General features: G+C 65.5%; 20 protein-coding genes and 1 pseudogene. 15 read left to right on the top strand and 6 right to left on the bottom strand.

Annotated features, from left to right (window positions below; genetic code table 11):
* Positions 1 to 44 precede the first annotated feature (44 nt).
* The 4 genes from phaR (at position 45) to NMD1_RS16435 (ending at position 6035) form a co-directional block, all read left to right on the top strand.
* Complete coding sequence (phaR, locus tag NMD1_RS16450; RefSeq protein WP_125955835.1) at positions 45 to 599, top strand: polyhydroxyalkanoate synthesis repressor PhaR; 555 nt, start codon at positions 45 to 47, stop codon at positions 597 to 599.
* Positions 600 to 713: 114 nt separating this feature from the next.
* Positions 714 to 2261 carry a proline--tRNA ligase gene (proS, locus tag NMD1_RS16445; RefSeq protein ID WP_125955634.1) on the top strand — a complete coding sequence of 516 codons (1548 nt, stop codon included), beginning with the start codon at positions 714 to 716 and terminating at the stop codon, positions 2259 to 2261.
* Between the two features lie 88 nt (positions 2262 to 2349).
* On the top strand, positions 2350 to 3675 hold the full coding sequence (locus NMD1_RS16440; protein ID WP_125955632.1) for a M20/M25/M40 family metallo-hydrolase: 1326 nt from the start codon (positions 2350 to 2352) through the stop codon (positions 3673 to 3675).
* A 56-nt stretch (positions 3676 to 3731) separates the two neighbouring features.
* Positions 3732 to 6035 (top strand): ribonuclease R family protein, encoded by a 2304-nt coding sequence (locus tag NMD1_RS16435; protein ID WP_125955630.1) that lies wholly within the window; start codon positions 3732 to 3734, stop codon positions 6033 to 6035.
* 92 nt (positions 6036 to 6127) lie between these two features.
* On the opposite strand, the gene NMD1_RS16430 is transcribed toward NMD1_RS16435, so the two are convergent.
* Both NMD1_RS16430 and NMD1_RS16425 read right to left on the bottom strand, forming a co-directional pair.
* Positions 6128 to 6538, bottom strand: coding sequence for a DUF6869 domain-containing protein (locus NMD1_RS16430; RefSeq protein ID WP_125955628.1), 411 nt, complete (start codon positions 6536 to 6538; stop codon positions 6128 to 6130).
* 35 nt (positions 6539 to 6573) lie between these two features.
* On the bottom strand, positions 6574 to 7035 hold the full coding sequence (locus NMD1_RS16425; RefSeq protein ID WP_124807354.1) for a universal stress protein: 462 nt from the start codon (positions 7033 to 7035) through the stop codon (positions 6574 to 6576).
* A gap of 172 nt (positions 7036 to 7207) precedes the next feature.
* On the opposite strand from NMD1_RS16425, the gene NMD1_RS16420 reads away from it, so the two are divergent.
* From NMD1_RS16420 to NMD1_RS16395, 6 genes are all read left to right on the top strand, one after another.
* Positions 7208 to 8506: a pyruvate dehydrogenase complex dihydrolipoamide acetyltransferase gene (locus NMD1_RS16420; protein ID WP_125955626.1), complete on the top strand. Its 1299-nt coding sequence runs from the start codon at positions 7208 to 7210 to the stop codon at positions 8504 to 8506.
* A 67-nt stretch (positions 8507 to 8573) separates the two neighbouring features.
* Positions 8574 to 8933 carry an acyl-CoA thioesterase gene (locus NMD1_RS16415; RefSeq protein ID WP_125955833.1) on the top strand — a complete coding sequence of 120 codons (360 nt, stop codon included), beginning with the start codon at positions 8574 to 8576 and terminating at the stop codon, positions 8931 to 8933.
* On the top strand, positions 8926 to 9297 hold the full coding sequence (locus NMD1_RS16410; protein ID WP_125955624.1) for an acyl-CoA thioesterase: 372 nt from the start codon (positions 8926 to 8928) through the stop codon (positions 9295 to 9297). Before NMD1_RS16415 ends, NMD1_RS16410 begins: the two co-directional genes overlap by 8 nt.
* 2 nt (positions 9298 to 9299) lie before the next feature.
* Entirely contained in the window at positions 9300 to 10712 is a 1413-nt protein-coding gene (gene lpdA, locus NMD1_RS16405; protein ID WP_125955622.1) for a dihydrolipoyl dehydrogenase, read from the top strand.
* A gap of 24 nt (positions 10713 to 10736) precedes the next feature.
* Positions 10737 to 11912 carry an NAD(P)/FAD-dependent oxidoreductase gene (locus NMD1_RS16400; RefSeq protein ID WP_125955620.1) on the top strand — a complete coding sequence of 392 codons (1176 nt, stop codon included), beginning with the start codon at positions 10737 to 10739 and terminating at the stop codon, positions 11910 to 11912.
* 95 nt (positions 11913 to 12007) lie between these two features.
* A complete protein-coding gene (locus NMD1_RS16395; protein ID WP_125955618.1) occupies positions 12008 to 13657 on the top strand; it encodes a choline dehydrogenase in 1650 nt (549 codons plus the stop codon).
* Positions 13658 to 13770: 113 nt separating this feature from the next.
* Here NMD1_RS16395 and NMD1_RS16390 read toward each other — a convergent pair.
* Positions 13771 to 14517 (bottom strand): annotated as a pseudogene (locus tag NMD1_RS16390) (fumarylacetoacetate hydrolase family protein); the annotation flags it as partial.
* A gap of 12 nt (positions 14518 to 14529) precedes the next feature.
* Positions 14530 to 14673: a heme-binding protein gene (locus NMD1_RS16385; RefSeq protein ID WP_233497730.1), complete on the bottom strand. Its 144-nt coding sequence runs from the start codon at positions 14671 to 14673 to the stop codon at positions 14530 to 14532.
* Positions 14674 to 14690: 17 nt separating this feature from the next.
* On the opposite strand from NMD1_RS16385, the gene NMD1_RS16380 reads away from it, so the two are divergent.
* Positions 14691 to 14879, top strand: coding sequence for a hypothetical protein (locus tag NMD1_RS16380; protein ID WP_307546472.1), 189 nt, complete (start codon positions 14691 to 14693; stop codon positions 14877 to 14879).
* 20 nt (positions 14880 to 14899) lie between these two features.
* Here the strand turns inward: NMD1_RS16380 and poxB are convergent, their stop codons facing one another.
* Positions 14900 to 16624, bottom strand: a complete 1725-nt coding sequence (poxB, locus tag NMD1_RS16375) for a ubiquinone-dependent pyruvate dehydrogenase (protein WP_125955615.1) — start codon at positions 16622 to 16624, stop codon at positions 14900 to 14902.
* Positions 16625 to 17092: 468 nt separating this feature from the next.
* Here poxB and fumC point away from each other — a divergent pair, with 468 nt between their 5' ends.
* The 4 genes from fumC (at position 17093) to NMD1_RS16355 (ending at position 23848) form a co-directional block, all read left to right on the top strand.
* Positions 17093 to 18487: a class II fumarate hydratase gene (gene fumC / locus NMD1_RS16370; RefSeq protein ID WP_199558153.1), complete on the top strand. Its 1395-nt coding sequence runs from the start codon at positions 17093 to 17095 to the stop codon at positions 18485 to 18487.
* Positions 18488 to 18540: 53 nt separating this feature from the next.
* Positions 18541 to 19824, top strand: coding sequence for a threonine/serine exporter ThrE family protein (locus NMD1_RS16365; protein WP_125955611.1), 1284 nt, complete (start codon positions 18541 to 18543; stop codon positions 19822 to 19824).
* A gap of 100 nt (positions 19825 to 19924) precedes the next feature.
* Entirely contained in the window at positions 19925 to 22984 is a 3060-nt protein-coding gene (locus tag NMD1_RS16360) for a triple tyrosine motif-containing protein (RefSeq protein WP_125955609.1), read from the top strand.
* A gap of 234 nt (positions 22985 to 23218) precedes the next feature.
* Positions 23219 to 23848: a response regulator transcription factor gene (locus tag NMD1_RS16355; protein ID WP_125955606.1), complete on the top strand. Its 630-nt coding sequence runs from the start codon at positions 23219 to 23221 to the stop codon at positions 23846 to 23848.
* 78 nt (positions 23849 to 23926) lie between these two features.
* Here NMD1_RS16355 and NMD1_RS16350 read toward each other — a convergent pair whose 3' ends face one another.
* The gene (locus NMD1_RS16350) at positions 23927 to 24835 is read right to left on the bottom strand and encodes a LysR family transcriptional regulator (RefSeq protein ID WP_125955604.1); all 909 of its coding nucleotides are present in this window, start codon (positions 24833 to 24835) and stop codon (positions 23927 to 23929) included.
* Position 24836: the final 1 nt, after the last annotated feature.

Raw genomic sequence — 24836 nt, 5'->3', positions numbered from 1 at the left:
TGCATCTGCTAATGACGCCGATAAACCATGAAGGGCGCACCACGATGGCCAACCAGTCCAAAGACGGCGATACCGTAATCATCAAGAAGTACGCCAACCGGCGGCTCTACAACACGCGGACGTCGAGCTACATCACGCTGGACCATCTCGCCCAGATGGTGAAGGAAAACATCGACTTCCAGGTGATCGACGCCAAGACCGGCGCGGACCTGACGCATTCGATCCTGGCGCAGATCATCATGGAAGAGGAATCGGCGGGCGAACAGATGTTGCCCACCAATTTCCTGCGCCAGCTGATCTCCATGTATGGCAATTCGATGCAGGCGCTGCTGCCTGGCTATCTCGAAGCGTCGATGGACTATTTCCGCGAAAACCAGAACAAGCTGCGCAAGGCGATCGAAGATAGCATCGGCGCCAACCCCCTGGCGCAACTGGCCCAGCGCAACATGGAAATCTTCAAGGCCGCAGCCGCCGCGTTTGTGCCGGGCGCCCCCGCGCGCGAAGCGGAAAAGCCCGCCGCCGGCGAAGGTGACGAACTGGCCGAACTGCGCAAGCAGATGGCCGAAATGCAGAAGAAGCTGGACCAGATCACGAAATAGCGGCGAGCGCGGGGCCGGTGCGGGTGCCGGTGGCGTGATCGCCGGGCCACGAACCGTGCGGAACCGCTGCAAACCGTCTTGCCCCTTTGTCGATTGCCGCTTAACCCGCGCGGCATGAACCAGCCCAAGATCAAGCACGCGCTGAACGTTACGCGCGACGAAGACTTTGCCCAGTGGTACCAGGCGGTGATCGCCGAGGCCGAGCTTGCCGAGGAATCGGGGGTGCGCGGCTGCATGGTGATCAAGCCGTGGGGCTATGGCATCTGGGAACGCATCCAGAAGATCATGGATGAACGCATCAAGGAAGCGGGCGTCGAGAACTGCTACTTTCCGCTGTTCATTCCGCTGTCCTACTTCGCCAAGGAAGCCGACCACGTCGAAGGCTTCGCCAAGGAGATGGCGGTCGTTACGCACCATCGCCTGATCGCGGACGGCAAGGGCGGGCTGGTGCCCGATCCGGAAGCGAAGCTGGAAGAGCCGCTGGTGGTGCGCCCCACGTCGGAAACGGTGATCGGCGCGGCGATGGCGCGCTGGGTTCAATCGTGGCGCGACCTGCCGTTGCTGACCAACCAGTGGGCCAATGTCGTGCGCTGGGAAATGCGCACGCGCATGTTCCTGCGCACCAGCGAATTCCTGTGGCAGGAAGGCCATACCGCCCACGCGGACGAGGCCGACGCGATGCAGGAAACGCTGCGCGCGCTCGAAATGTACCGCTCGTTCGCCGAGGACGTGCTGGCGATGCCGGTCATCGCCGGCGCCAAGCCCGAAAACGAACGCTTCCCCGGCGCGGTCGCGACCTATTCGATCGAGGCGATGATGCAGGACGGCAAGGCGCTGCAGGCCGGCACCTCGCATTACCTCGGCACCGGCTTCGCCGAAGCGGCGGGCATCCGCTATCAGGACAAGGAAGGCCAGCAGACGCTGTGCCACACCACCAGCTGGGGCGTTTCCACCCGCATGATCGGCGGCGTGATCATGACCCATGGTGACGATGACGGCTTGCGCGTGCCGCCGCAGGTGGCGCCGCAGCAGATCGTGATCCTGCCGATGCTGCGCGACAACGAAGGCGACGAGGCGCTGCTCGCCTATTGCGAAGGCCTGCGCGTGGCGCTGGCGCGGCAATCGGCGTTCGGCGAGCGGGTGCGCGTGCTGCTCGACAAGCGCCCTGGCAAGGCCACCGCCAAGCGCTGGGCCTGGGTCAAGAAGGGCGTGCCGCTGGTGCTTGAAATCGGCGGCCGCGATGCCGAAGGCGGGCAGGTCAGCGCACTGCGCCGTGACCGGTTGTGGCGCGAGGATGGCAAGCCCAACTTCGTGGCGCAGGCCAAGGACGATTTCGTCGCGACGGCGGTGACCGAGTTGGAAGCCATCCAGCAAGGCCTGTACGCTGAAGCGCAGGCGAAGCGCGATGCGCAGGTGGTGCGCGACGTGACCGATCTGGACGGGCTTGCCGCCTATTTCGCCGAAGATCGCAAGTTCCCCGGCTGGGTGGAAATGGGCTGGTCCCGCCCCACCGGCGCGGCGCTCGACAAGGTCGTGGAAACGCTGAAGGGGCTAAAGCTCACCATCCGCAACACGCCGATGGATGCAGCGCCGCCGGAAGGGCCGTGCCCGTTCACGGGCGAACCGGCGGTCGAACACATCCTCATCGCGCGGGCGTACTGATCCAAAAGGGCGGGCAACCTTCGGGTTCTCCGCCCTTTTTCCTGCCGGTGCTTGCGAGGGGCCGGGGCGAACGGTTACCCTGCGCAGCATGAAGCGCCTTTCCATTATCGCCCCGCTCGCCCTCACCTGTTCCGCCCCCGCCATCGCGGCGCCCGAAGACGCCATTTCGCAAGCACGCCTTGAAGCGGACGTGGCGAAGCTGGTGGCCTTCGGCACGCGCCACACCCTGTCCACCCAGACCGACCCGAAACGCGGGATCGGCGCGGCGCGGGCCTGGGCGGAAGCCGAATTCCGCAAGACGTCCAAGGCCTGCGGCAATTGCCTGGAGATCGTGCTGCCCGAACGCATGGTGCAGGGCGAACGCGTGCCGACACCGACGCGCCTGGTCGACGTTGTCGCGATCCAGCGTGGAACTGAACGCCCCAACGAGGTGGTGATCGTGCAGGGGCATATCGACAGCCGCGCGTCGGACGTCCTCAACGCCACGATCGATGCGCCCGGCGCCAACGACGATGGATCGGGCACCGCGCTGGTGCTGGAAGCCGCGCGCGTGCTGTCACGGCAGAAATTCCCCTCGACGATCGTCTATGCCGCCCTTTCGGGCGAGGAACAGGGGCTGCTGGGCGGCAAGCTGCTGGCCGATTACGCGGCAGAGCATGGCTGGACGATCAAGGCGGTGTTCAATAACGACATCGTCGGCGGATCGCGCGGGTCCGACGGGTGGAAGGACGATACGCATGTCCGCATCCTTTCAGAAGGGCCGCGCGCCGACAGCACCGATGCGCTCCGCGCGGCGCAGCGGCGCTTTGGGGGCGAGAACGACAGCCCTTCGCGCAACCTTTCCCGCTGGCTGGCGGGGCTGGCCACAAGCGACGCCACGGGACTGGAAGTCCGCCAGATCTGGCGCGCCGACCGCATGGGGCGTGGCGGGGACCAGTTGCCGTTTTCGGACAAGGGCTATCCCGCCGTGCGCTTCACCGTGGCGGTCGAGGATTACGAGCACCAGCACCAGGATCTGCGCACCGAGAACGGGGTGAAGTTCGGCGATACCATCGACGAGATGGACTTTCCCTATCTGGCCAAGGTCGTCCGCCTCAACGTGCGCGGGCTGGCGGCGCTGGCCGCCGCGCCGATGCCGCCCGTGGCGACGGTCAAGGCGGCGGTATCGACCTGGACCGACATCGCGTGGAAGCCGGTGGACGGCGCGGCCAGCTACACGGTCTGGCGCCGGCGCACGGATGCGCCCGCATGGCAGGAGAAAGTCCGCGAGGGCGTGACCGGCACCAACGTGCGGTTCGATGGTGTGCGCGGAGACGACTGGTTTTTCGGGGTCAGCGCGAAAGCGGCGGACGGCAGCGAAAGTCCCATTGCTTCCGCCCTGCCCGGTGGGGGCTTCGAGCCTTCGGCGCACTGACCGGTCCGCGCCGGCCTTCGCGATTGCGCATTGCCAAGGCGCGGTGAAGCGCCCACATGCCGGCGATGGTTCATTCGACGTCTTCCCATGGTTCCCGCCCGCCGCAGGGCATGCCCACGCGCCAGCAGGTTCTCGATTTCATCGCCCGGTCCGACGAGCCCGCCGGCAAACGCGAGATCGCGCGCGCGTTCGGACTGAAGGGGCAGGAGAAGATCGCGCTCAAGGCGTTGCTCAAGGACATGGCCGAGGAAGGCCTGATCGACGGCAACCGCACCGCGTTTCACCGCATGGGCGGCGTTCCGCGCGTGACCGTGCTGCGCGTGGTGGACATCGATGATGGCGAGGCGGTCGCCATTCCCGATAGCTGGCATCCCGATGACGGCGCGCCGCCGCCGCGCGTGCGGCTGGTGGAGCAGCGCGGCAAGCAGCGGCAGCAGGCGTTGCGCGTGGGCGACCGGGTGCTGGCGCGGACCGAGGAAGCCGGCAAGAGCTGGATCGCCCATCCGATGAAGAAGCTGCCCGCCCAGACCGACCAGATGCTGGGCGTGGTCGAGATCGATGGCGCGGGCAAGGGATGGCTTGCCCCGGTGGACAAGCGCGTGCGCAATGCGGTGCCGATCAGCGATCTGGGGCAGGCGGAGGTCGGGCAGCTGGTGCTGGCGGAACCCGCCGGGCGTTCGCCCCGCTCTGGCCTGAAAGTGACGACGGTGCTGGGCGATCCGCTCGCCCCGCGCGCGTTCAGCCTGATCGCCATCCACAAGCACGGCATCCCGTTCGCGTTCAGCGAAAAGGCCATCGAGGAAGCGAAGCGGGCGGCGGCCTTGCCGTTGAGCGAGGACCATCGCGAGGATCTGCGCCACCTGCCGATCGTCGCCATCGACCCCGTCGACGCGCGCGATCATGACGACGCCATCTGGGCGGAGCCGGATGGCGAGGGCGGCGTCCGCGCGCTGGTCGCCATTGCCGACGTCAGCTTCTACGTCCGCCCGGGTGGTGCGGTGGACCGGGACGCGCGCAAGCGGGGCAACTCGGTCTATTTTCCCGACCGCGTCGTGCCGATGCTGCCCGAAGTGCTGAGCGCGGATGTCTGCTCGCTCAAGGCCGGCGCGGACCGCGCGGCGATGGCGTGCCACATGACCATCGATGCCCAGGGGCGCGTGACGTCATGGCGCTTCACCCGCGCGCGGGTGCGGATCGCCGAAGTGATCGCCTACGAGGAAGCGCAGCGCCGGATCGACGCCAGCGAAGCAGCGCCGCACCTGGCGCACCTGTGGGAGGCCTGGCGTCTGCTGGAAAAGGCGCGGAAGGATCGCGATCCGCTGGAACTCGATCTGCCCGAACGGCGCGTGCTGCTCGACGAACAGGGGCGAATCGCCGAAGTGGCTCTGCGCGAACGGCTCGACGCGCATCGCGTGGTCGAGGATTTCATGGTCGCCGCCAATGTCGCCGCGGCCAAGGCGCTGGAGGCGAAAGTCGCGCCGGTGGTCTATCGCATCCACGAACCGCCCACGCGCGAGAAGCTACTTGCGCTGAAGGACTACCTCGCCACGTTCGATCGCAAGCTGGCGCTGGGGCAGGTTATCACGCCATCGCTGTTCAACCGGATGCTGAAGGACGTGACCGACGAGGCGGAAAAGGCGCTGGTCATGGAAGCGGTGCTGCGCAGCCAGACGCAGGCCTACTATGGGCCGCGCAACGCCGGCCACTTTGGCCTGTCGCTGGGCAGCTACGCCCATTTCACCTCGCCCATCCGCCGCTATTCGGACCTGCTGGTCCACCGCGCGCTGGTCGATGCCTATGATCTGGAGCAGCCGCGCCCGCAGGACCATGACTTGCCGCCGACGAGTGGCCTTGCCGACCGCGACCGCAACGATCTGGCCCGCGTGAGCGAAGCGATCAGCGCCAGCGAACGGCGGGCGATGGAAGCCGAGCGCGAAACGATCGACCGCTATGTGGCGGCATGGCTGGCCGGTCGGGTGGGCGAAGTGTTCGATACGCGCATCACCGGCGTCCAGAAGTTCGGCCTGTTCGCCACGATCATCGGGCTGGGCGGCGACGGGCTGGTGCCCGTTTCCGTGCTGGGCGCCGAACGCTTCGTCTATGACGAAAAGGCGCAAGTGCTGGAAGGCGAAAGCAGCGGCGAACAGTTTGCGATGGGCATGATGCTCAAGCTGCGACTGGCCGAGGCCAACCCGCTGACCGGCGCGCTGAAGTTCGAACCGGTCGACGTGGCCGAAGGCGTCAGCCGCATCGAGCGCCGCGGCGGCAAGCTTCCGGGCAAGCCGAAGCCCAAGGGCAAGTTCATGACCGGAAAGCGCGGGCGGCCGTCGAATATCCGTCATCAGGGCAAGCGCAAGTAGGAGCGACCATCGCCGTTTGTGGGCGGTCTGCGTTTCAAGCGCGCATTTTGAATGGCGGAACGGCTGCAATCTCGTGGGGAGCGAAGGTAACTCTATAGCGTAGTGCCGCCTGCCGCTCGTTGCACTCGTGTCCAGACTTCTTCCGTCATGCCGTTTCGCCAAACACATCCGACAGTCCAGAACATGCGGCGATCACGCCGTACTTCAACCTCCAGGCTCTCAATGAAGTCGGCGCCGTGTTCGGCAAGAAGGCTCTCAAGAGGTACTGCGGCAGTGTTCGCGAGGACGCGTTTGGCTTCCGTGTCACGATCCGTGAATAGATCGCCTTCGGAGTAGCGGCTGACAACCGCCTTGATAACTTCCCAAGCCACAACCGGCTGGGCATGGCATGTGTCGTATATGAGCCAGCCACGTTCATGAACCTCGTCCGGCGCCTTGTTGGCGTCATAGCGTGCATAGGCGATCCAGTCTGATGCGATCTGTTCCGTGGCGATTTTCCTCAAGGTATTCTCACACGGTGCCGCCCGTCCGCGACGCCCTAACTCAGCGCGTCGATCGCCTCGTCGTCCATGCCGCCGGGCACGATCATCAGCGGGCAGGGCAGTTGCCCGGCGTGGGTACTGAAATGGGTAATCATCGGGCCGGGCGCGCCGTCGGCCGCGGCGCCCAGCACCAGCGCCGAAACTTCGGGGTGTTCGCGCAGGTAATCGCGCACGACGTCCGGGCCGTTGCCCTGGCGTACCGAGATGATCGGCGTCAGCCCGGATTCGCTCGCCACGCTGCCGGCCGCGGTAGTGACCAGCACTTCGGCGCGATCCTTGGCCTCTTCCTCGATCGTGGCTTGCACGCCGGCGAAAGCAACGAATTCCTGCTTCGGAACGAGTGCGAGGATGTGAACGGTGCCATCGGTGCGAACGGCGCGTCGGGCGGCGAAACGCAGCGCTTGCCGCGCCTCGTCCGTTTCGTCCATAATGACCAGGTAGACACGCTGCTGAAGCATGGCCTTTTCCTTCCCGGACCTCTCTACCGGCAAATTCGTATGCAGGGCAAGCCTCAAGCCACTTGACCCGCAAGGCAAGGCCGTTGAAATGGCGACAAGAGGTGAGGCAGCCTGAAATAACCCATTTGGTTGCTTTTTGTTCAAATCAATAACCAAGGATGGAAACTGCGCCATGCCCATAGCCATCAAGATGCCCGCGCTTTCGCCGACGATGGAAGAAGGCACGCTTTCCAAGTGGCTGGTGAAGGTGGGCGACACGGTTTCGTCCGGCGACATCATGGCCGAAATCGAGACCGACAAGGCCACGATGGAGTTCGAGGCGGTCGATGAAGGCGTGATCGTTTCCATCGACGTTGCCGAAGGCAGCGAAGGTGTGAAGGTCGGCACGGTGATCGCCACGCTCGCGGGTGAGGACGAAGACGCCAGCGCGCCCGCGCCCAAGGCCGCCCCGGCTCCCGCGCCCGCCACCACGCCGCCCCCTGCCGCGACACCTGCGCCTTCGCCGGCTCCCGCTCCCGTGGCTGCCGCCGCGCCCGCGCCCAAGGGAGACCGCGTCGTGGCCAGCCCGCTCGCCAAGCGCATCGCCGCCGACAAAGGCATCGATCTGGCGAGCGTGAAGGGCACCGGCCCCAATGGCCGGATCGTCAAGGCCGACGTCGCGGACGCACAGCCTGCGACCGCGCCTGTTGTGGCTTCGGCCCCGGCCGCCACGCCGGCAGCAGCCCCAGCCCCAGCGCCCGCGCCGGCTCCCGTCGCTGCCGCCAGCGTTCCCGACTTCGGCATCCCTTACGAAGCGCAGAAGCTCAACAACGTCCGCAAGACGATCGCGCGCCGCCTGACGGAAGCCAAGCAGACCATCCCGCACATCTACCTCACGGTGGACATCCAGCTCGATGCGCTGCTCAAGCTGCGCGGCCAGCTCAACAAGGCGCTGGAAGCGCAGGGCGTGAAGCTCTCGGTCAACGACCTCATCATCAAGGCGCTGGCCAAGGCGCTGCTGCAAGTGCCCAAGTGCAACGTCAGCTTCGCTGGCGACGAACTGCGCAGCTTCAGCCGTGCGGACATCTCGGTGGCCGTGGCCGCGCCTTCGGGCCTGATCACGCCGATCATCGTCGATGCCGGCGCCAAGTCGATCTCCACGATCGCCACCGAGATGAAGGAACTGGCGAACAAGGCGCGCGAAGGCAAGCTGCAGCCGCACGAATACCAGGGCGGCACGGCTTCGCTGTCCAACCTTGGCATGTTCGGCATCAAGCAGTTCGATGCGGTGATCACCCCGCCGCAGGGCATGATCATGGCGGTCGGCGCGGGCGAGCAGCGGCCCTATGTGGTCGATGGCGCGCTGTCGATCGCCACGGTGATGAGCGCCACCGGCAGCTTCGACCATCGCGCAATCGATGGCGCGGACGGGGCCGAACTGATGCAGGCGTTCAAGGCGCTGATCGAAAACCCGCTCGGCCTGGTCGCCTGACCCCGCCGTGTCGGACGTCGACAACCCGCCGCTGCCCGGTTCGGAGCCGGCGATCCGCATCACGGCGATGCCGGCGGACGCCAATCCGGCCGGGGACATCTTCGGCGGGTGGCTGATGGCACAGATGGACATGGCGGCGGGCATCGTCGCCACCCGGCATTCGATGGGACGCGCGGCGACGATCGCGGTGGAAGCCATGAAGTTCCACCACCCCGTTCACATCGGGGATGAAGTGACGGTCTATGCCGATCTCGCCTCGGTGGGCCGCACGTCGATGGTGATCGACGTGGAAGCCTGGCGGCGGCCGCGCACGGGGAACGAGCGGCAGCGGGTGACGCAGGCGCGGTTCATCTTCGTGGCCATCGACGAGAGCCGGCAGCCGCGCGCGGTTCCGCCGATTCCCGTGGGAGAGAACGCGCATGGCTGAGGAACTGGTTATCCGCGTGACCGCGATGCCAACCGACCTCAATCCCTATGGCGGGGTGTTCGGAGGCTGGCTGATGAGCCAGCTGGCGCTGGGCGCCGGCTCGCTCGCCTCGCGCCGGGGCAAGGGCAAGGCCGTGGTGGTCGCCGCTACCGACTTTACCTTTCCGGGCGTGATGGCGGTGGGCGACGAACTGACCGTCCATGCCGAAATCGTTGCGCGGGGGCGCACCTCGCTGACGATCGTCGCGCGGGGGGAAGGGCGCGAACGCAATGGCGAAGGCGTGACCGATGTCGCGCGCGGGCAATTCAAATTCGTGCTGCTGGCCGATGATGGCCGGCCGCGCGCCATCGATGCAGTGGAGTGAACATGGCTGAACAGTATGACCTGATCGTCCTCGGATCCGGCCCCGGCGGCTATGTCGCGGCCATCCGTGCCGCGCAACTCGGGCTCAAGACCGCGATCGTCGAGCGCGAACTGCTCGGCGGCATATGTCTGAACTGGGGTTGCATCCCCACCAAGGCGCTGCTGCGCTCGGCCGAAGTGTACAACCACATGAAGCACGCCAAGGCCTATGGCCTGGCTGCGGACAACATCCGCGCCGACATCGCAGCGGTGGTCGCGCGTTCGCGCGGGGTGGCCAAGCAGCTGAACCAGGGCGTCACGCACCTGATGAAGAAGAACAAGATCACCGTCCACATGGGCACCGGCGTGCTGAAGGCGCCCGGCAAGCTGGAAGTGACCGGCGACAAGGGCGTGGAGACGCTGAGCGCGAAGCATATCATCGTTGCCACCGGTGCGCGGGCGCGGGATCTGCCGTTCGCCAAGGCCGATGGCAACCGCGTGTGGACTTATCGCCACGCGATGACGCCTAAGGAACAGCCGACCAAGCTGCTGGTCATCGGATCGGGCGCGATCGGCATCGAATTCGCCAGCTTCTACAACGATATGGGCACGGAAGTGACGGTCGTCGAGATGATGGACCGGGTTGTGCCGGTGGAAGACGCCGACGTTTCCGCGTTCCTCGAAAAGGCGCTGGTCAAGCAGGGTATGACGATCCTGACCGGGGCGGGCGTCGAAAGCCTCGACGTGAGCGCCAGTGGCGTGAAGGCGAAGATCAAGGGCAAGGACGGCAAGGTGGTCGAAAGCCAGTTCAGCCACGTCATCGTCGCCGTGGGCATCGCGCCCAATACCGAGAATATCGGCCTGGAAACGCTGGGCGTGAAGGCCGAACGCGGCATTATCCAGATCGATGGCCATGGCCGCACCAACGTGAAGGGCGTGTGGGCGATCGGCGATGTCACCCCCGGCCCGTGGCTGGCGCACAAGGCCAGCCACGAAGGCGTGATCGCGGCGGAAGCCATCGCGCAGGAACTGGGCAACAAGGATGTGCATCCGCACGCCATGGATCGCGGCAACATTCCGGGCTGCACCTATTGCCACCCGCAGATCGCCAGCGTCGGCCTGACCGAGGCCAAGGCGAAGGAAGCGGGCTATGCGCTCAAGGTCGGCACGTTCCCGTTCATCGGCAACGGCAAGGCGATCGCGTTGGGCGAGCCGGAAGGCTTCGTGAAGACGGTGTTCGACGCCAAGACCGGCGAACTGCTGGGCGCGCACATGATCGGCGCGGAAGTGACCGAGATGATCCAGGGCTACGTCGTCGGCAAGACGCTGGAAACGACCGAAGCCGAACTGATCAACACCGTGTTCCCGCATCCGACGATCTCGGAATCGATGCATGAAAGCGTGCTCGCCGCCTACGGGCGCGCGCTGCATATCTGATCCTGACCACCCCGGCGTTCCGGCATGACCGCGACTCATGATGCGATCGTGCTGGGCGCCGGTGCGGCGGGGCTGATGTGCGCGGCCACCGCCGGGCAGAACGGCCGCCGCGTGGCCTTGCTCGATCACGCGGACGAGCCTGGCCGGAAGATCCTGATTTCCGGGGGCGGGCGGTGCAACTTCACCAATATCCACACCGCGCATGACCGCTATCTTTCGCAGAATGCCCACTTCGCGCGATCGGCGCTGAGCCGCTACACCCCGTCCGACTTCATCGCGCTGGTCGACCGCTATGGCATCGCCTGGCACGAAAAGACGCTGGGGCAACTGTTCTGCGATGGTTCGGCGCGGCAGATCGTGTCCCTGTTGCTCGACGAATGCGCGGCAGGGCAGGTCGAGGTGCTGTGCGCCATGGCGGTGGGCGAGGTCAGCCACGCCGATGGCCTGTTCCGCGTGGAGGCGGGTGGCCGCACCTTTTCCGCGCCGTCGCTGGTGCTGGCCACCGGTGGGCCGTCGATCCCCAGGATGGGCGCGACCGGCTTCGCCTATGATCTGGCGCGGCGCTTCGGGCTGAAAGTGGTGCAACCCCGCCCGGCGCTCGTGCCGCTGACGCTGGGCGGGGATGAGGCCCTGTTCCGCGATCTGTCGGGCGTTTCGGCCGACGTGACCGCGCGCGCCGGCAAAACGGCGTTCCGCGAGGCCGCGCTGTTCACGCACCGGGGCCTGTCCGGCCCCGCCATTCTCCAGATCTCGTCCTACTGGCGCCATGGCGAAGCGGTGGGCGTCGATTTCCTGCCCGACCGTCCGCGCGAATGGCTGCTGGCGGCCAAGCGTGACCGGCCCCGCGTGGCGCTGCGCAAGGTGCTGGCCGAAGCGCTGCCCGAAAGGCTCGCCACGGCCCTGTGCGAACGGCTAGGCGGCGGTGGCGAGCTTGGCGGCATGACCGACAAGGCCTTGCGCGCGGCCGAAGCCCGGCTTGCCGACTGGCGCTTCCACCCCAACGGCACCGAAGGCTTCGCCAAGGCCGAAGTCACCGGCGGTGGGATCGATACGGCGGGCCTTTCCTCCCGGACGATGGAGGCGCGCACGGTGCCCGGCCTCTATGCGATCGGGGAGGCGGTTGACGTCACCGGCTGGCTGGGCGGATACAATTTCCAGTGGGCCTGGGCCAGCGGCAAGGCCGCCGGTCTAGCCCTGTAAAACGGTAATTTAACCGATCGCCTAAATGCGCTTGCGCTCAGGCGCGTTCTTGATGACAAGCATGTCAATAAGAACGGTATCGGGATGGGCGTGCCATGGCTTCGGGCGAATACGATTACATAATCATCGGCGCGGGCAGCGCGGGATCGGTTCTGGCCGCGCGGCTCAGCGAAGATCCCGGCGTCCGGGTGCTGGTGCTCGAAGCGGGCGGGCGCAATACCTCGGTGCTGGTACGGATGCCGGCCGGCGTGGGCACGCTGATCAAGCAGAAGAGCAAGTTCAACTGGGGCTTCTGGAGCGAGCCGGAACCATTCATGGACGGCCGGCGCCTGTGGCATCCGCGCGGCAAGGGGCTGGGCGGTTCGTCCGCGATCAACGGCATGGTCTATATTCGCGGCCACGCGCGCGATTACGATCACTGGCGGCAGCTTGGGCTGGACGGCTGGTCCTATGCCGAAACGCTGCCCTACTTCAAACGCGCCGAAAACTTCGAGGATGGCGCATCGACGTATCATGGCGAAGGCGGGCCGCTTTCGGTCAGCTGGGGCGAACGGTCCGACCATCCGCTCTATGCCGGCGTGATCCGCGCCGGGGGTGAGGCCGGGCACAAGATCACTCCGGATTTCAACGGCTTCGATCAGGAAGGCTTCGGCCGGTATCAATTGACGATCCGCGATGGCCAGCGCTGGAGCGCGGCGCGCGGCTATCTTCAGCCGATCGTCGGCCAGCGCCCCAACCTGACGGTGGTGACCGGCGCGCGCACCCACCGCATCGTCATCGAGAACGGCCGGACGACGGGAGTGGAATACAGCCTGGGCAAAGGCAAGCCGGTGCAAACCGCGCACGCCGCGCGCGAGGTGCTGCTCTGCGCCGGGGCGTTCCAGTCGCCGCAGATCCTCAACCTTTCGGGCATCGGCGATCCCGATGCGCTGGCCCGCCACGGCATCCGCCCGGTTCATGCGCGCAAGGGTGTGGGCGGCAACCTCCAGGATCACCTTGACGTCACGCTCAACTGGACGTGCCCGCAGCCGATCACGCTCTACAACGACACGAAGGGCCTGAAGCAGCTCAAGGTCGGGCTGCAATACCTGCTCACCGGCAAGGGGCCGGGGCGGCAGAACGGGCTGGAGGCGGGCGCTTTCCTCAAATCCCGCCCGGACCTCGATCGGCCGGACCTGCAGTTCCACTTCGTGCTCGCGATCATGCAGGACCATGCCAAGGTCGCGGTGAAGCAGGATGGCTTTACCATGCACGTCTGCCAGTTGCGGCCGGAAAGCCGGGGCACCGTCTCGCTATCCTCGGCCGACCCCTATGACGATCCCGCGATCCTCGCCAACTTCCTCTCGACCGAGGAAGACCGCCGCGCGGTGCGCGAAGGCGTCCGCATGGCTCGCGCGGTGGTCGCCCAGCCCGCGCTCGATGCGTTCCGGGGCGCGGAGTTCGCGCCGGGCGAGCAGGTGCAGACCGACGAGGAGATCGACGCCTTCATCCGCGCCAAGGGCGAGACGATCTATCACCCCGTGGGCACCTGCCGCATGGGCCTGCCCACCGATCCGCTCGCCGTGGTGGACAAGGACCTGAAGGTCATCGGCCTCGAAGGCCTGCGCGTGGTCGACGCCTCGGTCATGCCCACCCTGATCGGCGGCAACACCAACGCCCCCACGATCATGATCGCGGAAAAGATCGCCGACGTGATCCGGGGCAGGGCGCCGTTGCCACCGGAAGAGGTGCCGGTAGCGGGGTGAGAGTTGACGCCCGGCCGCATGTGGACCAGCCCCGGCGTTGGGAAGGGACCATATTGGCGCGAGAGATCGCGTCCTTCCGCATCATCCTCGGACGGCGGCAGCGCGCCGGGCGTGCCCATGGCGATCATGTCGCCGGGGCGCAGGCGATAGCCTTGCGAGAGATAGGCAACTGTCTCGGCAACGCCGACCAGCAGGTCATCCAGACCGAAACGCTGGCGAACCACGCCGTTCAGGCGTGTCTCGAGGGGGTGCCGGGTCGGATCGCCGAACTCGTCGGGTGTCACCATCCACGGGCCATAGCTGCCCGATGCCTCGAAATTCTTGCCCAGACCGAACTGGCGGTTGTGCATCTGGTATTCGCGGACCGACCCTTCGTTGACGATCGTATAACCGGCTACATGTTCGAGCGCGCGTTCGACCGGAATATGCCGGCCGGCCTTGCCGATCACGACCCCCAGTTCGCCCTCGTAGTCGAAGGCTTTCGCGATGTTTTCCGGCTGGGCGAGGATCGGCTCGCCACTTCCGACATAGGAGGCAGCCGTGCGCAGGAAGAGATGCGGATAGTCGAGCGACGTGGTGAGACCCGTTTCGGCGATATGCGTCTTGAAGTTGAGTGCGAGCGCCCAGAAAGCATTGGAGCGACCGAGAAAAGGAAGGAGCGTGACGTCCTTCAACGGGCGGCCAGGACCGGCTGCCGCGAGCAGTCGGGCCAGCCGATCAAGCGCGCCGTCGAGACCAAGCAATGCTTCGATGTCGGTCGGCAGATCGGGCGCCAGCGCCGCGATCGGGTGGAAGCTGAGCCCGTCGGTCGACACGCCGAGCGCGCGACCCGTGCTGTCCTGGTAAGCGAGGAGACGCATATTCGGTCGTCCTCAGCTGCCGATGGGGCTGACCACGGCTTCGATAACCGCAGTGATCACCGCCACATCCACCGCGGACGGCGCACCGCTCGCACCGATAGCGCCGATGACCCGGCCATCGATCCTGATGGGCAGCGACCCGATCGCCGGCAGCATCGGGCCTCGGCAGCCTCATGGAAATCACGCGTGGCGGCAAAGCGCCGATCACGCTGCTGGGCGGCGAGGAGCGTTCGTTCCTGATCGACGGCGACGAGATCGCCTTCGGCGGCAAGGCCCGGGCCGATGGCTTCGTGCCGATCGGCTTCGGGCCTTGCCGGGCGGAAATCCTCGCTGCGGGATTCGGGGCTGAAACGGACTCCTGATACTGTCGCCCTGTCATCGACTAGCGCAGATTGGTCCGGGCAAGCTCGATGATCTCGTCGCCGCGACCGCTGATGATCGCTTTGAGCATATAAAGGCTGAAGCCCTTTGCCTGCTCGAGTTTTATCGCGGGCGGCATCGCCAGTTCCTGGGGAGCGGTTCGCACATCGACCAAAGCCGGCCCGGGGTGCGCCAGGGCACGGCGCAGGGCGGGCTCGAGCGCGTCGGAATCCTCGACGCGCAGGCCCAGGACACCGCACGCCTCGGCGATCGCGGCAAAGTCCGGGTTGTGCAGCTGTACGTTCACGTCAAGGAATCCGCCCGCTTTTTGTTCCATCGCGACAAAGCCCAGCAGGCTGTTGTCGAACACGATGACCTTCACGGGCAGACCGAGTTGCGCGAGGCTCAGAAAATCGCCCATCGACATGGCGAACCCGCCGTCTCCCGAGAGAGAAATGACCTGCCGATCGGGGAAGGCGGCCTGCGCCCCCATCGCCTGGGGCAGGGCGTTGGCCATCGAGCCGTGATTGCCCGAAAAGAGCAGGCGCCGCTTCCCCGTCATCTTGAGATACCGCGCGGCCCATACGGTGGGCGTCCCGACGTCGGCCGTGATGATCGCATCGTCGGCCGCGAGATCGCTGACCAGCTTGGCGATGTATTGCGGGTGGACCGGACGGCCGGGCTTGTCAGGGGTGGCGAGGCTATCGAGCCCCTTGCGAGCGCTGGCATAGTGTTCCAGCGACCGGGTCAGGAACGTTCTATCTTCACGACGCTCCAACCGCGGCAACAACTGGCGGACCGTTTCACCGACATCGCCTACGATCCCCAAGGCAAGGGGAGCCCGCTTGCCCAGTTGCGAGGGGTCCCGATCGATCTGGATGATCCTGGCGCTTTCGGGATAGAAGTTGCGGTAGGGAAAATCGGTGCCGAGCATGAGCAGCGTGTCGCAGTTTTCCATGACGTGATAGCCCGACGAAAAACCGATCAGACCGGTCATGCCGACATCGAAAGGGTTGTCCCATTCGACATGCTCCTTGCCGCGCAGCGCATGAACGACCGGGGCACCGAGCCTGTCTGCCAGCGCGACGACTTCGTCATGAGCACCGGCGCAGCCGCTGCCGCACAGCAGCGCGGTTGCTCGCGATTCGTCGAGCAGCGCGACGAGCTGGTCGATATCCGACGGATGCGGAAGCAACCGTGGGGGCCGTAGCGCCGGGAAGACGGTCGCGGCCCCGGCGGGTGCCTCCGCGAGCGCGACGTCGCCCGGGATCACCACGACAGCGACGCCTTGCTTTCCGATCGCGGCCCGCATGGCGCGGTGAAGCACCTCCGGCATTTGCTTGGGGTTGCTGACGAGCTCCACGAAGTGGCTGCACTCTCGGAACAGCTCTTGCGGATGCGTTTCCTGAAAATAGCCCAGGCCTATCTCCGACGACGGGATATGCGCCGCGATCGCCAGCACGGGCACATGGTTGCGATGGCAGTCGAACAGCCCGTTGATGAGGTGGAGATTGCCCGGCCCGCACGACCCTGCACAAACGCCCAGCTTGCCGGTAAGGCCGGCTTCGGCGCCTGCGGCGAAGGCGGCCACCTCCTCGTGGCGCGTCATCATCCATTGAATCGTGCCCAGCCGTCGAAGGCTTTCGTTCAATCCGTTGAGGCTGTCTCCCGTGACCCCCCAAATTCTCTCGACGCCGGCGTCGGCGAGCGTGGCCGCGACCAGATCTGCGATCGTCTGTTTGGACATGACGGTATTCTCCGTAACCTACCGGGATTGATGCGCCAGCCTCAGGGTATTCGGCAAGCGCCTGCGAAAACTCGATTATTCAGCGGCGAAGCGATCCGATGGATAGCCGCACTTCCGGCCGTCAGGCTTGCACAGGATGGATGCCAATGGGATCATTTATCCATTAGTTGCCGAGTGTGATCGGCTGATCACGCCTTTGCAACAAGTCCCAAGACCACGCGGACGGGCTTTGCAGCGAGGACTACCCGTCCAAAAATCAGCGCAATTCGACAAGATGGATCGGGGGCGACGCCGGTAGCTTGGCGGCTCGATCGTTTTGCGGGCAGTCTGGGCTCAAGGGCGGATCCCATGACGGAGATCGCGAGCCTGCCGCAGAACACTCACGCAATTCGCCGCCAAGAAGGGAGCGTTGCATTGACCGAGATACCAACCGTCCAGGCGATTGCGATTGGCATCAACGCCAGCGGTATGCGCGAGGAATTCGACAGCATGGGTACGGTCAGCGTCGTTGCCGATCGCTATTGGGGCGCGCAGACGGAACGTTCTCTTCACCACTTCAACATTGGCGGCGACCGCATGCCCAAGGACGTATACCACGCCTACGGCTATGTAAAAAAAGCCTGTGCGCTGGTGAATTCAGCCGCCGGCCGCCTGCCTGACTGGAAACGCGACGCGATCGTACAGGCGGCGGACGAGGCGATCGCCGGCAAACTCGACGAGCATTTCCCGCTTTACGTGTGGCAGACCGGTTCCGGCACCCAGTCGAACATGAACGTCAACGAGGTGCTGTCGAACCGGGCAATCCAGTTGCTCGGCGGCACGCTCGGCAGCCAGCATCCGGTTGGGCCAAACGACGACGTCAATATGGGCCAGTCGTCCAACGACACCTTCCCCACCGCGATGCACATCGCGACCGTCCTCGCGATCGACGCCGAACTGCTGCCTGCCGTTACCCGGTTGGCCGAGGTGATCGAGCGCAAGGCCGATGGCTGGATCGACATTGTCAAGATCGGCCGCACCCATCTGGAAGACGCGGTACCGCTGACAGTCGGCCAGGAATGGCACGGCTGGGCCGGGCAGATTCGCGCCTGCATCGCCGCGATCGAGGAAAGCCGCGCCGGGCTTTATGAACTGGCGGTGGGCGGTACAGCGGTCGGCACCGGGCTCAACGCGCCGGCCGGCTTCTCCCAGGAGGTCGCGGCGACGATCGCCGCGCTTACGGGAAAGCCGTTCATCACGGCGCCCAACAAGTTCACCGCGCAGGGTTCGCTTGACGCGATGGTGAGGGCCTCCGCGGGGCTGCGCGGCCTGGCTGTCGCGCTGATGAAGATCGCCAACGACATGCGCTGGCTCGCCTCCGGTCCACGCTGCGGCTTGGGCGAATTGAAACTGCCCGACAACGAGCCCGGCTCGTCGATCATGCCGGGCAAGGTCAACCCTACCCAGTGCGAGGCGATGGTCATGATCGCCATCCAGGTTCTTGGCAACGATAGCGCCGTCGCCTTCGCCGGCAGCCAGGGGAATTTCGAGCTCAACGCGATGCGGCCGGTGATCATCAACAACGTATTGCACTCGATTCACATCCTCGCCGATGGGTGCGACCGGTTCCGGGAGTTCTCGGTCGAGGGGACCGAAATCCTGCGCGACAAGATCCAGTCCTACGTCGAGGGCAGCGTGATGCTGGTCACCGCGCTGTCGCCGGTGATCGGATACCAGAATGCCGCGCATATCGCCGAAAAGGCGATCGCCGACGGCACCACGCTGCGCGCAGCCGCGCTCGCTTCCGGCAAGGTGGACGCAGCGCTTTTCGACAACACCATCCGCCCGCTCGACATGGTCGGCCACGGCTTGGCGGGCGCCTGAATGAGACGCTCCAATGGTATGCCGCATCCGCATATGGGCTGGCCTGAATAGCGATGCCTGACACAAACCGCCTCGATGCTGCCGCCCACGTGTTGTTGCTCCTCGCGCGCCTGCTGCTGGAAGCAGGAGCGGACAGCGAGCATGTCCGCCGGCGCGTCGAGGCGCTTGCCGAACGGCAGGATTTCGCAGCCGAGTTGTTTCTCGGCAGCGAACGCCTGCTGCTGATGTTGGGAAACGATCAAGTCTATCGTACCCGCATTGGCCACGCGTTGGGCGTGATGGGGATTGACGCCGGTCGCCTCGTCGCGCTGGAGGAGGTCGCGACCGCGATTGAAGCGGGCACGCTGGAACTCGAAGCGGCCGCTGCCCGCCTTAGCGTGATCGCCAAAGCCCGGCCCGCTTATCCGGGGTGGCTGACGATACTGGCGGTGGCAGGCACGGCGGCGGCGCTCGCCCGCCTTTTTAGCGCCACCTTGCCGGTCGTCGGCGCGGCTTTCCTTGCCGGCGCAGTCAGTACCGTGCTGCGGCGCGTGTTACCCCGGTTACGTGTCGGGCCTGCCGCCGCAGCGGGAATAACGGCGACCATTAGTGGCATGACCGCTGTGCTCGCGTCGCGCCCGAGTGGCGCGGACCCTACGCTCGCTCTGGTTGCGGCAGGCATGATTCTGGTCCCGGGAGTTCCCCTGATCAACGGCGTGCGCGATCTGATGCAGGGGCACGCCGCGATCGGGCTGGCCCGGATCGCCAATGGCGCCATCACCGTTATCGCGATAGCCGCGGGGCTGGCCGCCACGAGTCTGGCGGTGGGCGTGCATCTTCCGGTCACGCTGAACACGCCGAATCTCGGGCTGGCATGGGACCTGCTGTTCTCCAGCATCGCCGCTTTCGGCTTCGCGATCCTGTTCGGCGCACCGCGCGGGGCGGTTCCGACGATTATGCTGACCGGCGCTCTCGCCCATGGATTGCGCACGGCGCTGATGATGCTGGGCAGCGACATCGCCATCGCGACCCTGGCTGGCGCCACTCTTGCCGGTGTCCTCGCACGGCTGGTCGGGCGCCGGCTTGGCACCCCCTCTTCGGCGCTGGCCTTTCCCAGTGTTGTCGCGATGGTGCCGGGCTCCTATGCCTTTCGCGGGCTGATCGGCGCACTGGATATCATGCTCGCAGGGCCTGCCGCTCCCGCCGCCTTGCTGGCGGCCAGCGCCGCCGCGCTGATCTCCGCGCTCGTGTTGACCGTCAGCATCGGCATCGGCCTGTTGCTGTCTTCGGCGCTCAATCCCGCGATCTTTGGGCTTGGAAAGCAGGCTGCCAAAGTGCGGATGAGCCCACCTCGTTGATCGACGCATCCCGGCTGCCGCGCGGTGTTCGTTGCGTGCCCAATGTCGTTCGCTGCAAGATAGAGTTGGTGATTGGCAGGGGAGCGGGATATTGTCGCCGATGATCTCTTTGCGCCCGGTGTTTGATCTGCTTGCAAGCCGTTATCGGCTGGCCTTCTTGGCCTTGCTGTTCGGGATGATGATCGTCGCCCCCCGCGCCGGACAGGCGCTCGATTTTACCGTGCCGACCACCGAGATGCGGCATGTGAAATGGTCGATCGCCGAAGGCGCTCCCGCCAATGTCGTTGCCATCGCGCAGACCCCTGACGGTTTCATCTGGCTGGGCACGGCAACCGGCCTGTATCGCTTCGACGGAGTCCGGTTCGAGCATATCGAAGCGCAGGAAGGCGATCCCGCGCGATCGTTGCAGGTTACCGCCTTGCTGACCGCCCGCGACGGTGACCTGTGGGTCGGCTATGACTACGGCGGCGTGGCGGTCTATCGGCATGGCAGGCTGCAGGGGCGCAATGAAGGAACGCCGCGGGGCTCGGTGGTCGCGATCGTGCAAAGTTCGGACGGGGCGATCTGGGTCGCCTCCGAAAGTTCGAACAGCCAGCGCCTGCGATACTACAAGGCAGGCAAGTGGCATGTGTTCAACTCGGGCGTGGATCTTCCAGACGAGCACACCCAGGATATGATCGCCGACCGCGATGGCACTATCATCATCGCGCTGAGCGACTCGATCCACCGCTTTGATCCCGCGGCGGGCCGCTTTGTCCGGCTGAACGCCCGCGGAGGTGTCTCCGTTGGTTTGGGCAAGGACAGATCCGGAAACATCTGGATCATCGACAACGACAGCCTGCGGCGTCTTGACGGCCGGGGAGGCGCCATGAGGCTCACCCCCGGAACGACGGGGTACATTGGGCGCAGACTGCTGTTCGACCGCGATGGCCGGCTCTGGGTGACGGGGCAGGAGCGGGGAATCATCCGGTTGCTACCCGAAACGTTGCAACGCCTGGAGCGCGGAGACGCATCGAGGCCGACCGTGCAAGTCCTCCGGGACGTGCTCGGTCCGCTGTCATTGGCTCCCTTCCAGGATCGCGAAGGCAACGTCTGGGTCGGCAGCCCGAACGGGCTTGACCGGTTTTCGGCAATCGACGTCCACCTCGTGTCCAGCTTCCCGACGACGAATACCGGATTTGTCCCGATCGGGCGCGAAGGCACCTTTCTGTTCGGCACGCCCAAAGGGCTGTACCGCATCCACGGAAATCCGATCCGCACAGAAATGGTGGCGCCCAACTGGGGCATCATCTTCAACATATGCAGCGACCATGAAGGCAATGTTCTTGTCGTCAGCTCGAAAGGCCTGATGCTGATTTCGCGGCATGGCATATCCAGAACGCTCTTCGCGCCGGAGGGAGCGACGCCCACGGCCTGCGTATCCGAAGGCAATGGTGACTGGCTCATATCGGCCTACGGTACGTATCGCTTGCATGCGGGAAAGGTCAGCGAGGTCGCGGACAGCACGGAAGCGCTCGGTCATGCGATGCTCATGCGGAACCTGGGAGGGAGCGATATCCTGTCCTATCAGGCGTTGAGCGCGCTCACGGTACGCCGGCAGGGGCGCATATCGAAAATCTGGCAGGGGCGGAACATCCCGGTCGGTTTCATCAAGACCGTCGTGCCGATTCCCGGCGGGATGCTGATCGGGGGAGAGCATGGCCTTGCCCGATATGACGGCGCCCGGTTCGCCACGATCGACGATCGGGCGCATCCCTTTCTGGCCAACGTCACCGGCATCCTGCCACGCGCCGATGGATCGACCTGGCTGATTACCGGCCAAGGCATCGCAAAAGTGCGTTCCGCCGATCTCGACGCCGCCTTTCTCAATCCGGCCCAACGCCTTACGGCCTTCGTCTATGGCCGCGACCAGGGGTTGCGTGCGCGGTCCAACTGGTACGACATGAACGATATCGTCGAGGATCGCGACGGTCTGTTGTGGCTGGCGACGAACCGCGGTCTGGCGTGGATCGATCCACGCAAGCTTGTCCACAACTCGATCCCGCCGCCCGTGGTCATTCGCAACATGGTCGCGGACGATCGTGTCATCGCGCTGGAAAGCGGTGCCGACGGCACGAGCCAGTCTCTTCCCCCGGGGACCGATCGGATCACGATCGATTACACCGCCCTGAGCTTCACCGATCCAGCGGCAAACAAGTTCCGCTATCGCCTTGTCGGCTTCGACCAGGAATGGGTCGACGCCGGTGAGCGGCGGCAGGCCAATTACGGCAACCTCGCCCCGGGCACATACCGTTTTCAGGTAATCGCGGCGAACGGCGATGGCGTGTGGAACGAGCAAGGGGCGGCACTCGACTTCTACATCAAGCCTTATTTCTATCAGACATGGTGGTTTCGGGCGCTGTTGGTGACGGCGTTGTTCTTGTTCGTGATCGTGCTCGTGCGCTGGCGTTCCCGCGCCGCCGCAGACCGGACCCGGCGCCGCGTTGAGGTCCAGGTAGAGGAGCGGGAGCGCATCGCGCGGGAGCTTCACGACACACTGCTGCAAGGGCTGCAAGGTCTCATGATGCGCTTCCAGGCAGTGGCGGAGATCACGCCGTCAAACACGGCCGCGCGCGGCATGCTGGAGCGGGCGCTGGAGCGCGGCGATGACCTCATGATAGCAAGTCGCGAACGGGTTCTCGATTTGCGGGCATCGGACCCGGGTAGTCTTGAAGGCCGCATGGCTGCGCTGGCCGAAGATCGCGCCGAGCTGCGCATCAGTGGCTATCGGCGCCCCATATGCGCGCCGGTGGCCGATGAAATCCTCGCGATCGTCGGCGAAGCGATCGCCAATGCCGAGCAGCATGCAAAGGCCACCCATATCGCGGTCGAACTGCGGTACCGGGTGCTCGCGCTTGACATTTTCGTCGGTGACAACGGCGTCGGCATCGCTCCCGCCATCCTCGCGTCGGGCGGGCGTCGTGGCCATTACGGCTTGCAGGGCATGTGGGAGCGGGCAGGCCGCATCGGCGGAAAGCTGCGGTTCACCGCCAATGGAGAAAACGGAACCCAGGTCCACCTGCGCGTGCCCGCACGGGTCGCTTATCAAACGCAGTGGGACTGGTTCCGGAAACGGGGCCTGCGGGATGGCTCCTCCCGAACTAGCGGCGAAAGATCGTGAGCGGGGAAGCAACCGCGATGGCCCAACTCCGTCATCGGCACCACCCTTTACGTCCGGCGTGACCATTTCTAAAGCAGCGTATATGACCAGCCCCGGCTTCGGCGCCTGATCGGCATCCTTGGCAACCGGCAAGGCGCAGGCGAGCACGGCTTCGATAGTTTCGTATAGCGCCGCCATCGATCTGGGACAGTAGGGCGAGCCTCGCCGAATCGAAGACACGGAAAGCGCACGGAAATGGTCAAGTCCGACAAAATCCGCATAATGATCGTCGACGACCATCCGCTGCTGCGGGAGGGCGTTTGCGCGGTTATCGCAACGCAGGCCGATCTCGATATCGTCGCCGAGGCCGAAACCGGCGAGCAGGCGCTTGTTCTCTATGAAGCGCACCGGCCGGATATCGTGCTCATGGATCTTCAGATGCCGGGCATGGGCGGCGTCGCCGCGATCGAGGCGCTGAGAAAGAGCCATCCGTCATCGCGGATCGTCGTCCTAACCACGTATGCCGGAGACGCCCAGGCCATGCGCGCCCTTCGTGCCGGCGCGGCAGGCTATCTGTTGAAAAGCAGCATGCGCAAGGAACTGATGGATACGATCAGAAGCGTTCATGCTGGCGGCAAGTATCTCTCCTCCGAGGTGGCGACCGGCATAGCGCTGCATGTAACCGAGGATATGCTTTCACGGCGGGAAGCAGAGGTTCTCACTCTCGCCGCCGCAGGAAACTCCAATCGCCAGATCGCGGTGCGCCTGGGGCTCTCGGAGGACACGATCAAGGGATACATGAAGGTTATCTATTCCAAGCTCGGTGCCGCCGATCGCACCCATGCCGTCACCATCGCCGCGCGCCGCGGCATCATCGAGCTTTAGGCCGCGCCGACATTCGCGTGACCTTGCTCTGGCGTTGTCCGTGGTTTGCGCATCCCTCGGTCGCTCGGGCGAAAACGGTTAGGCACTCTGGCCATCGGCAGCCTGATGAGGGGAACGGCGCAGGATCTGCTCGAGCGCGTCCACGAACGCGCGAACCTTGGCGGGCACCATGCGTGCTGTGGGATAGACCGCCCAGATCGCCAGGGGTTCCGGCTCCGCATCCGCAAGCCGGATTTCCCTTAGACGACCGCTGCCCAGATCGTCCTCCACGTCCCAGGCCGAAAGATTGGCGATGCCCAGGCCGCCCAGGCAAGCCTGATGCAGCGCCTCGACCGAGCTTGCCGTAAATCTGCCCGTCACCCTTTGGCGCACCGTCTTTCCGTTGCGGTTGAAGACCCAGTGCGAAGTACCCGATGCCGGCAGGCACGCATGGTCGGGCAGGGCGGCCAGCACGCCGGGCGTCCCCGCGGCACGCAGATAGGCGGGCGAGGCGACAAGCCGGCGCGGATTGTCCGCGAGACGGCGCGCAACGAGGTGATTGTCCCGGAGCTTGGCGATCCGGATCGCCACATCGATGCCCTGCGCGACGATATCGACCTGATCGTCCGTCAGAAGCAGGTCAACCTGCAGTTCGGGGTTGTCGCGCATGAACGGAGCGATCATCGGCGCGACAACCTTGCGTCCGAAAGCGGCGGAAACCGTCACCCGGAGTTGGCCCGAGACACCGGATGTGCTCGGTCGTAGCGCCGCGAGGGCGCTTGCCTGCTCATCCAGCATCGCCTGCGCATGCGGGAGGAACGTCTCTCCTTCTGCGGTTGGCGAAAGCGATCGGGTTGTCCTGTGGACCAGGCGAATGCCCAGTTCGGTCTCGAGCGCGGCGAGCCGGCGCGACGCGGCCATCGCATTGATGCCCAGCCGGCGGCCGGCGGCGGCCAGGCTGCCAGCCCGCACGGCCTCGACGAACACCGCCAGGTCGGACAATTCCATT

Source organism: Novosphingobium sp. MD-1, assembly GCF_001014975.1.
In the GTDB taxonomy this organism is placed as follows: domain Bacteria; phylum Pseudomonadota; class Alphaproteobacteria; order Sphingomonadales; family Sphingomonadaceae; genus Novosphingobium.
Note: the sequence above shows the minus strand (reverse complement) of the source record. Positions and strands in the feature narration are given on the sequence as shown.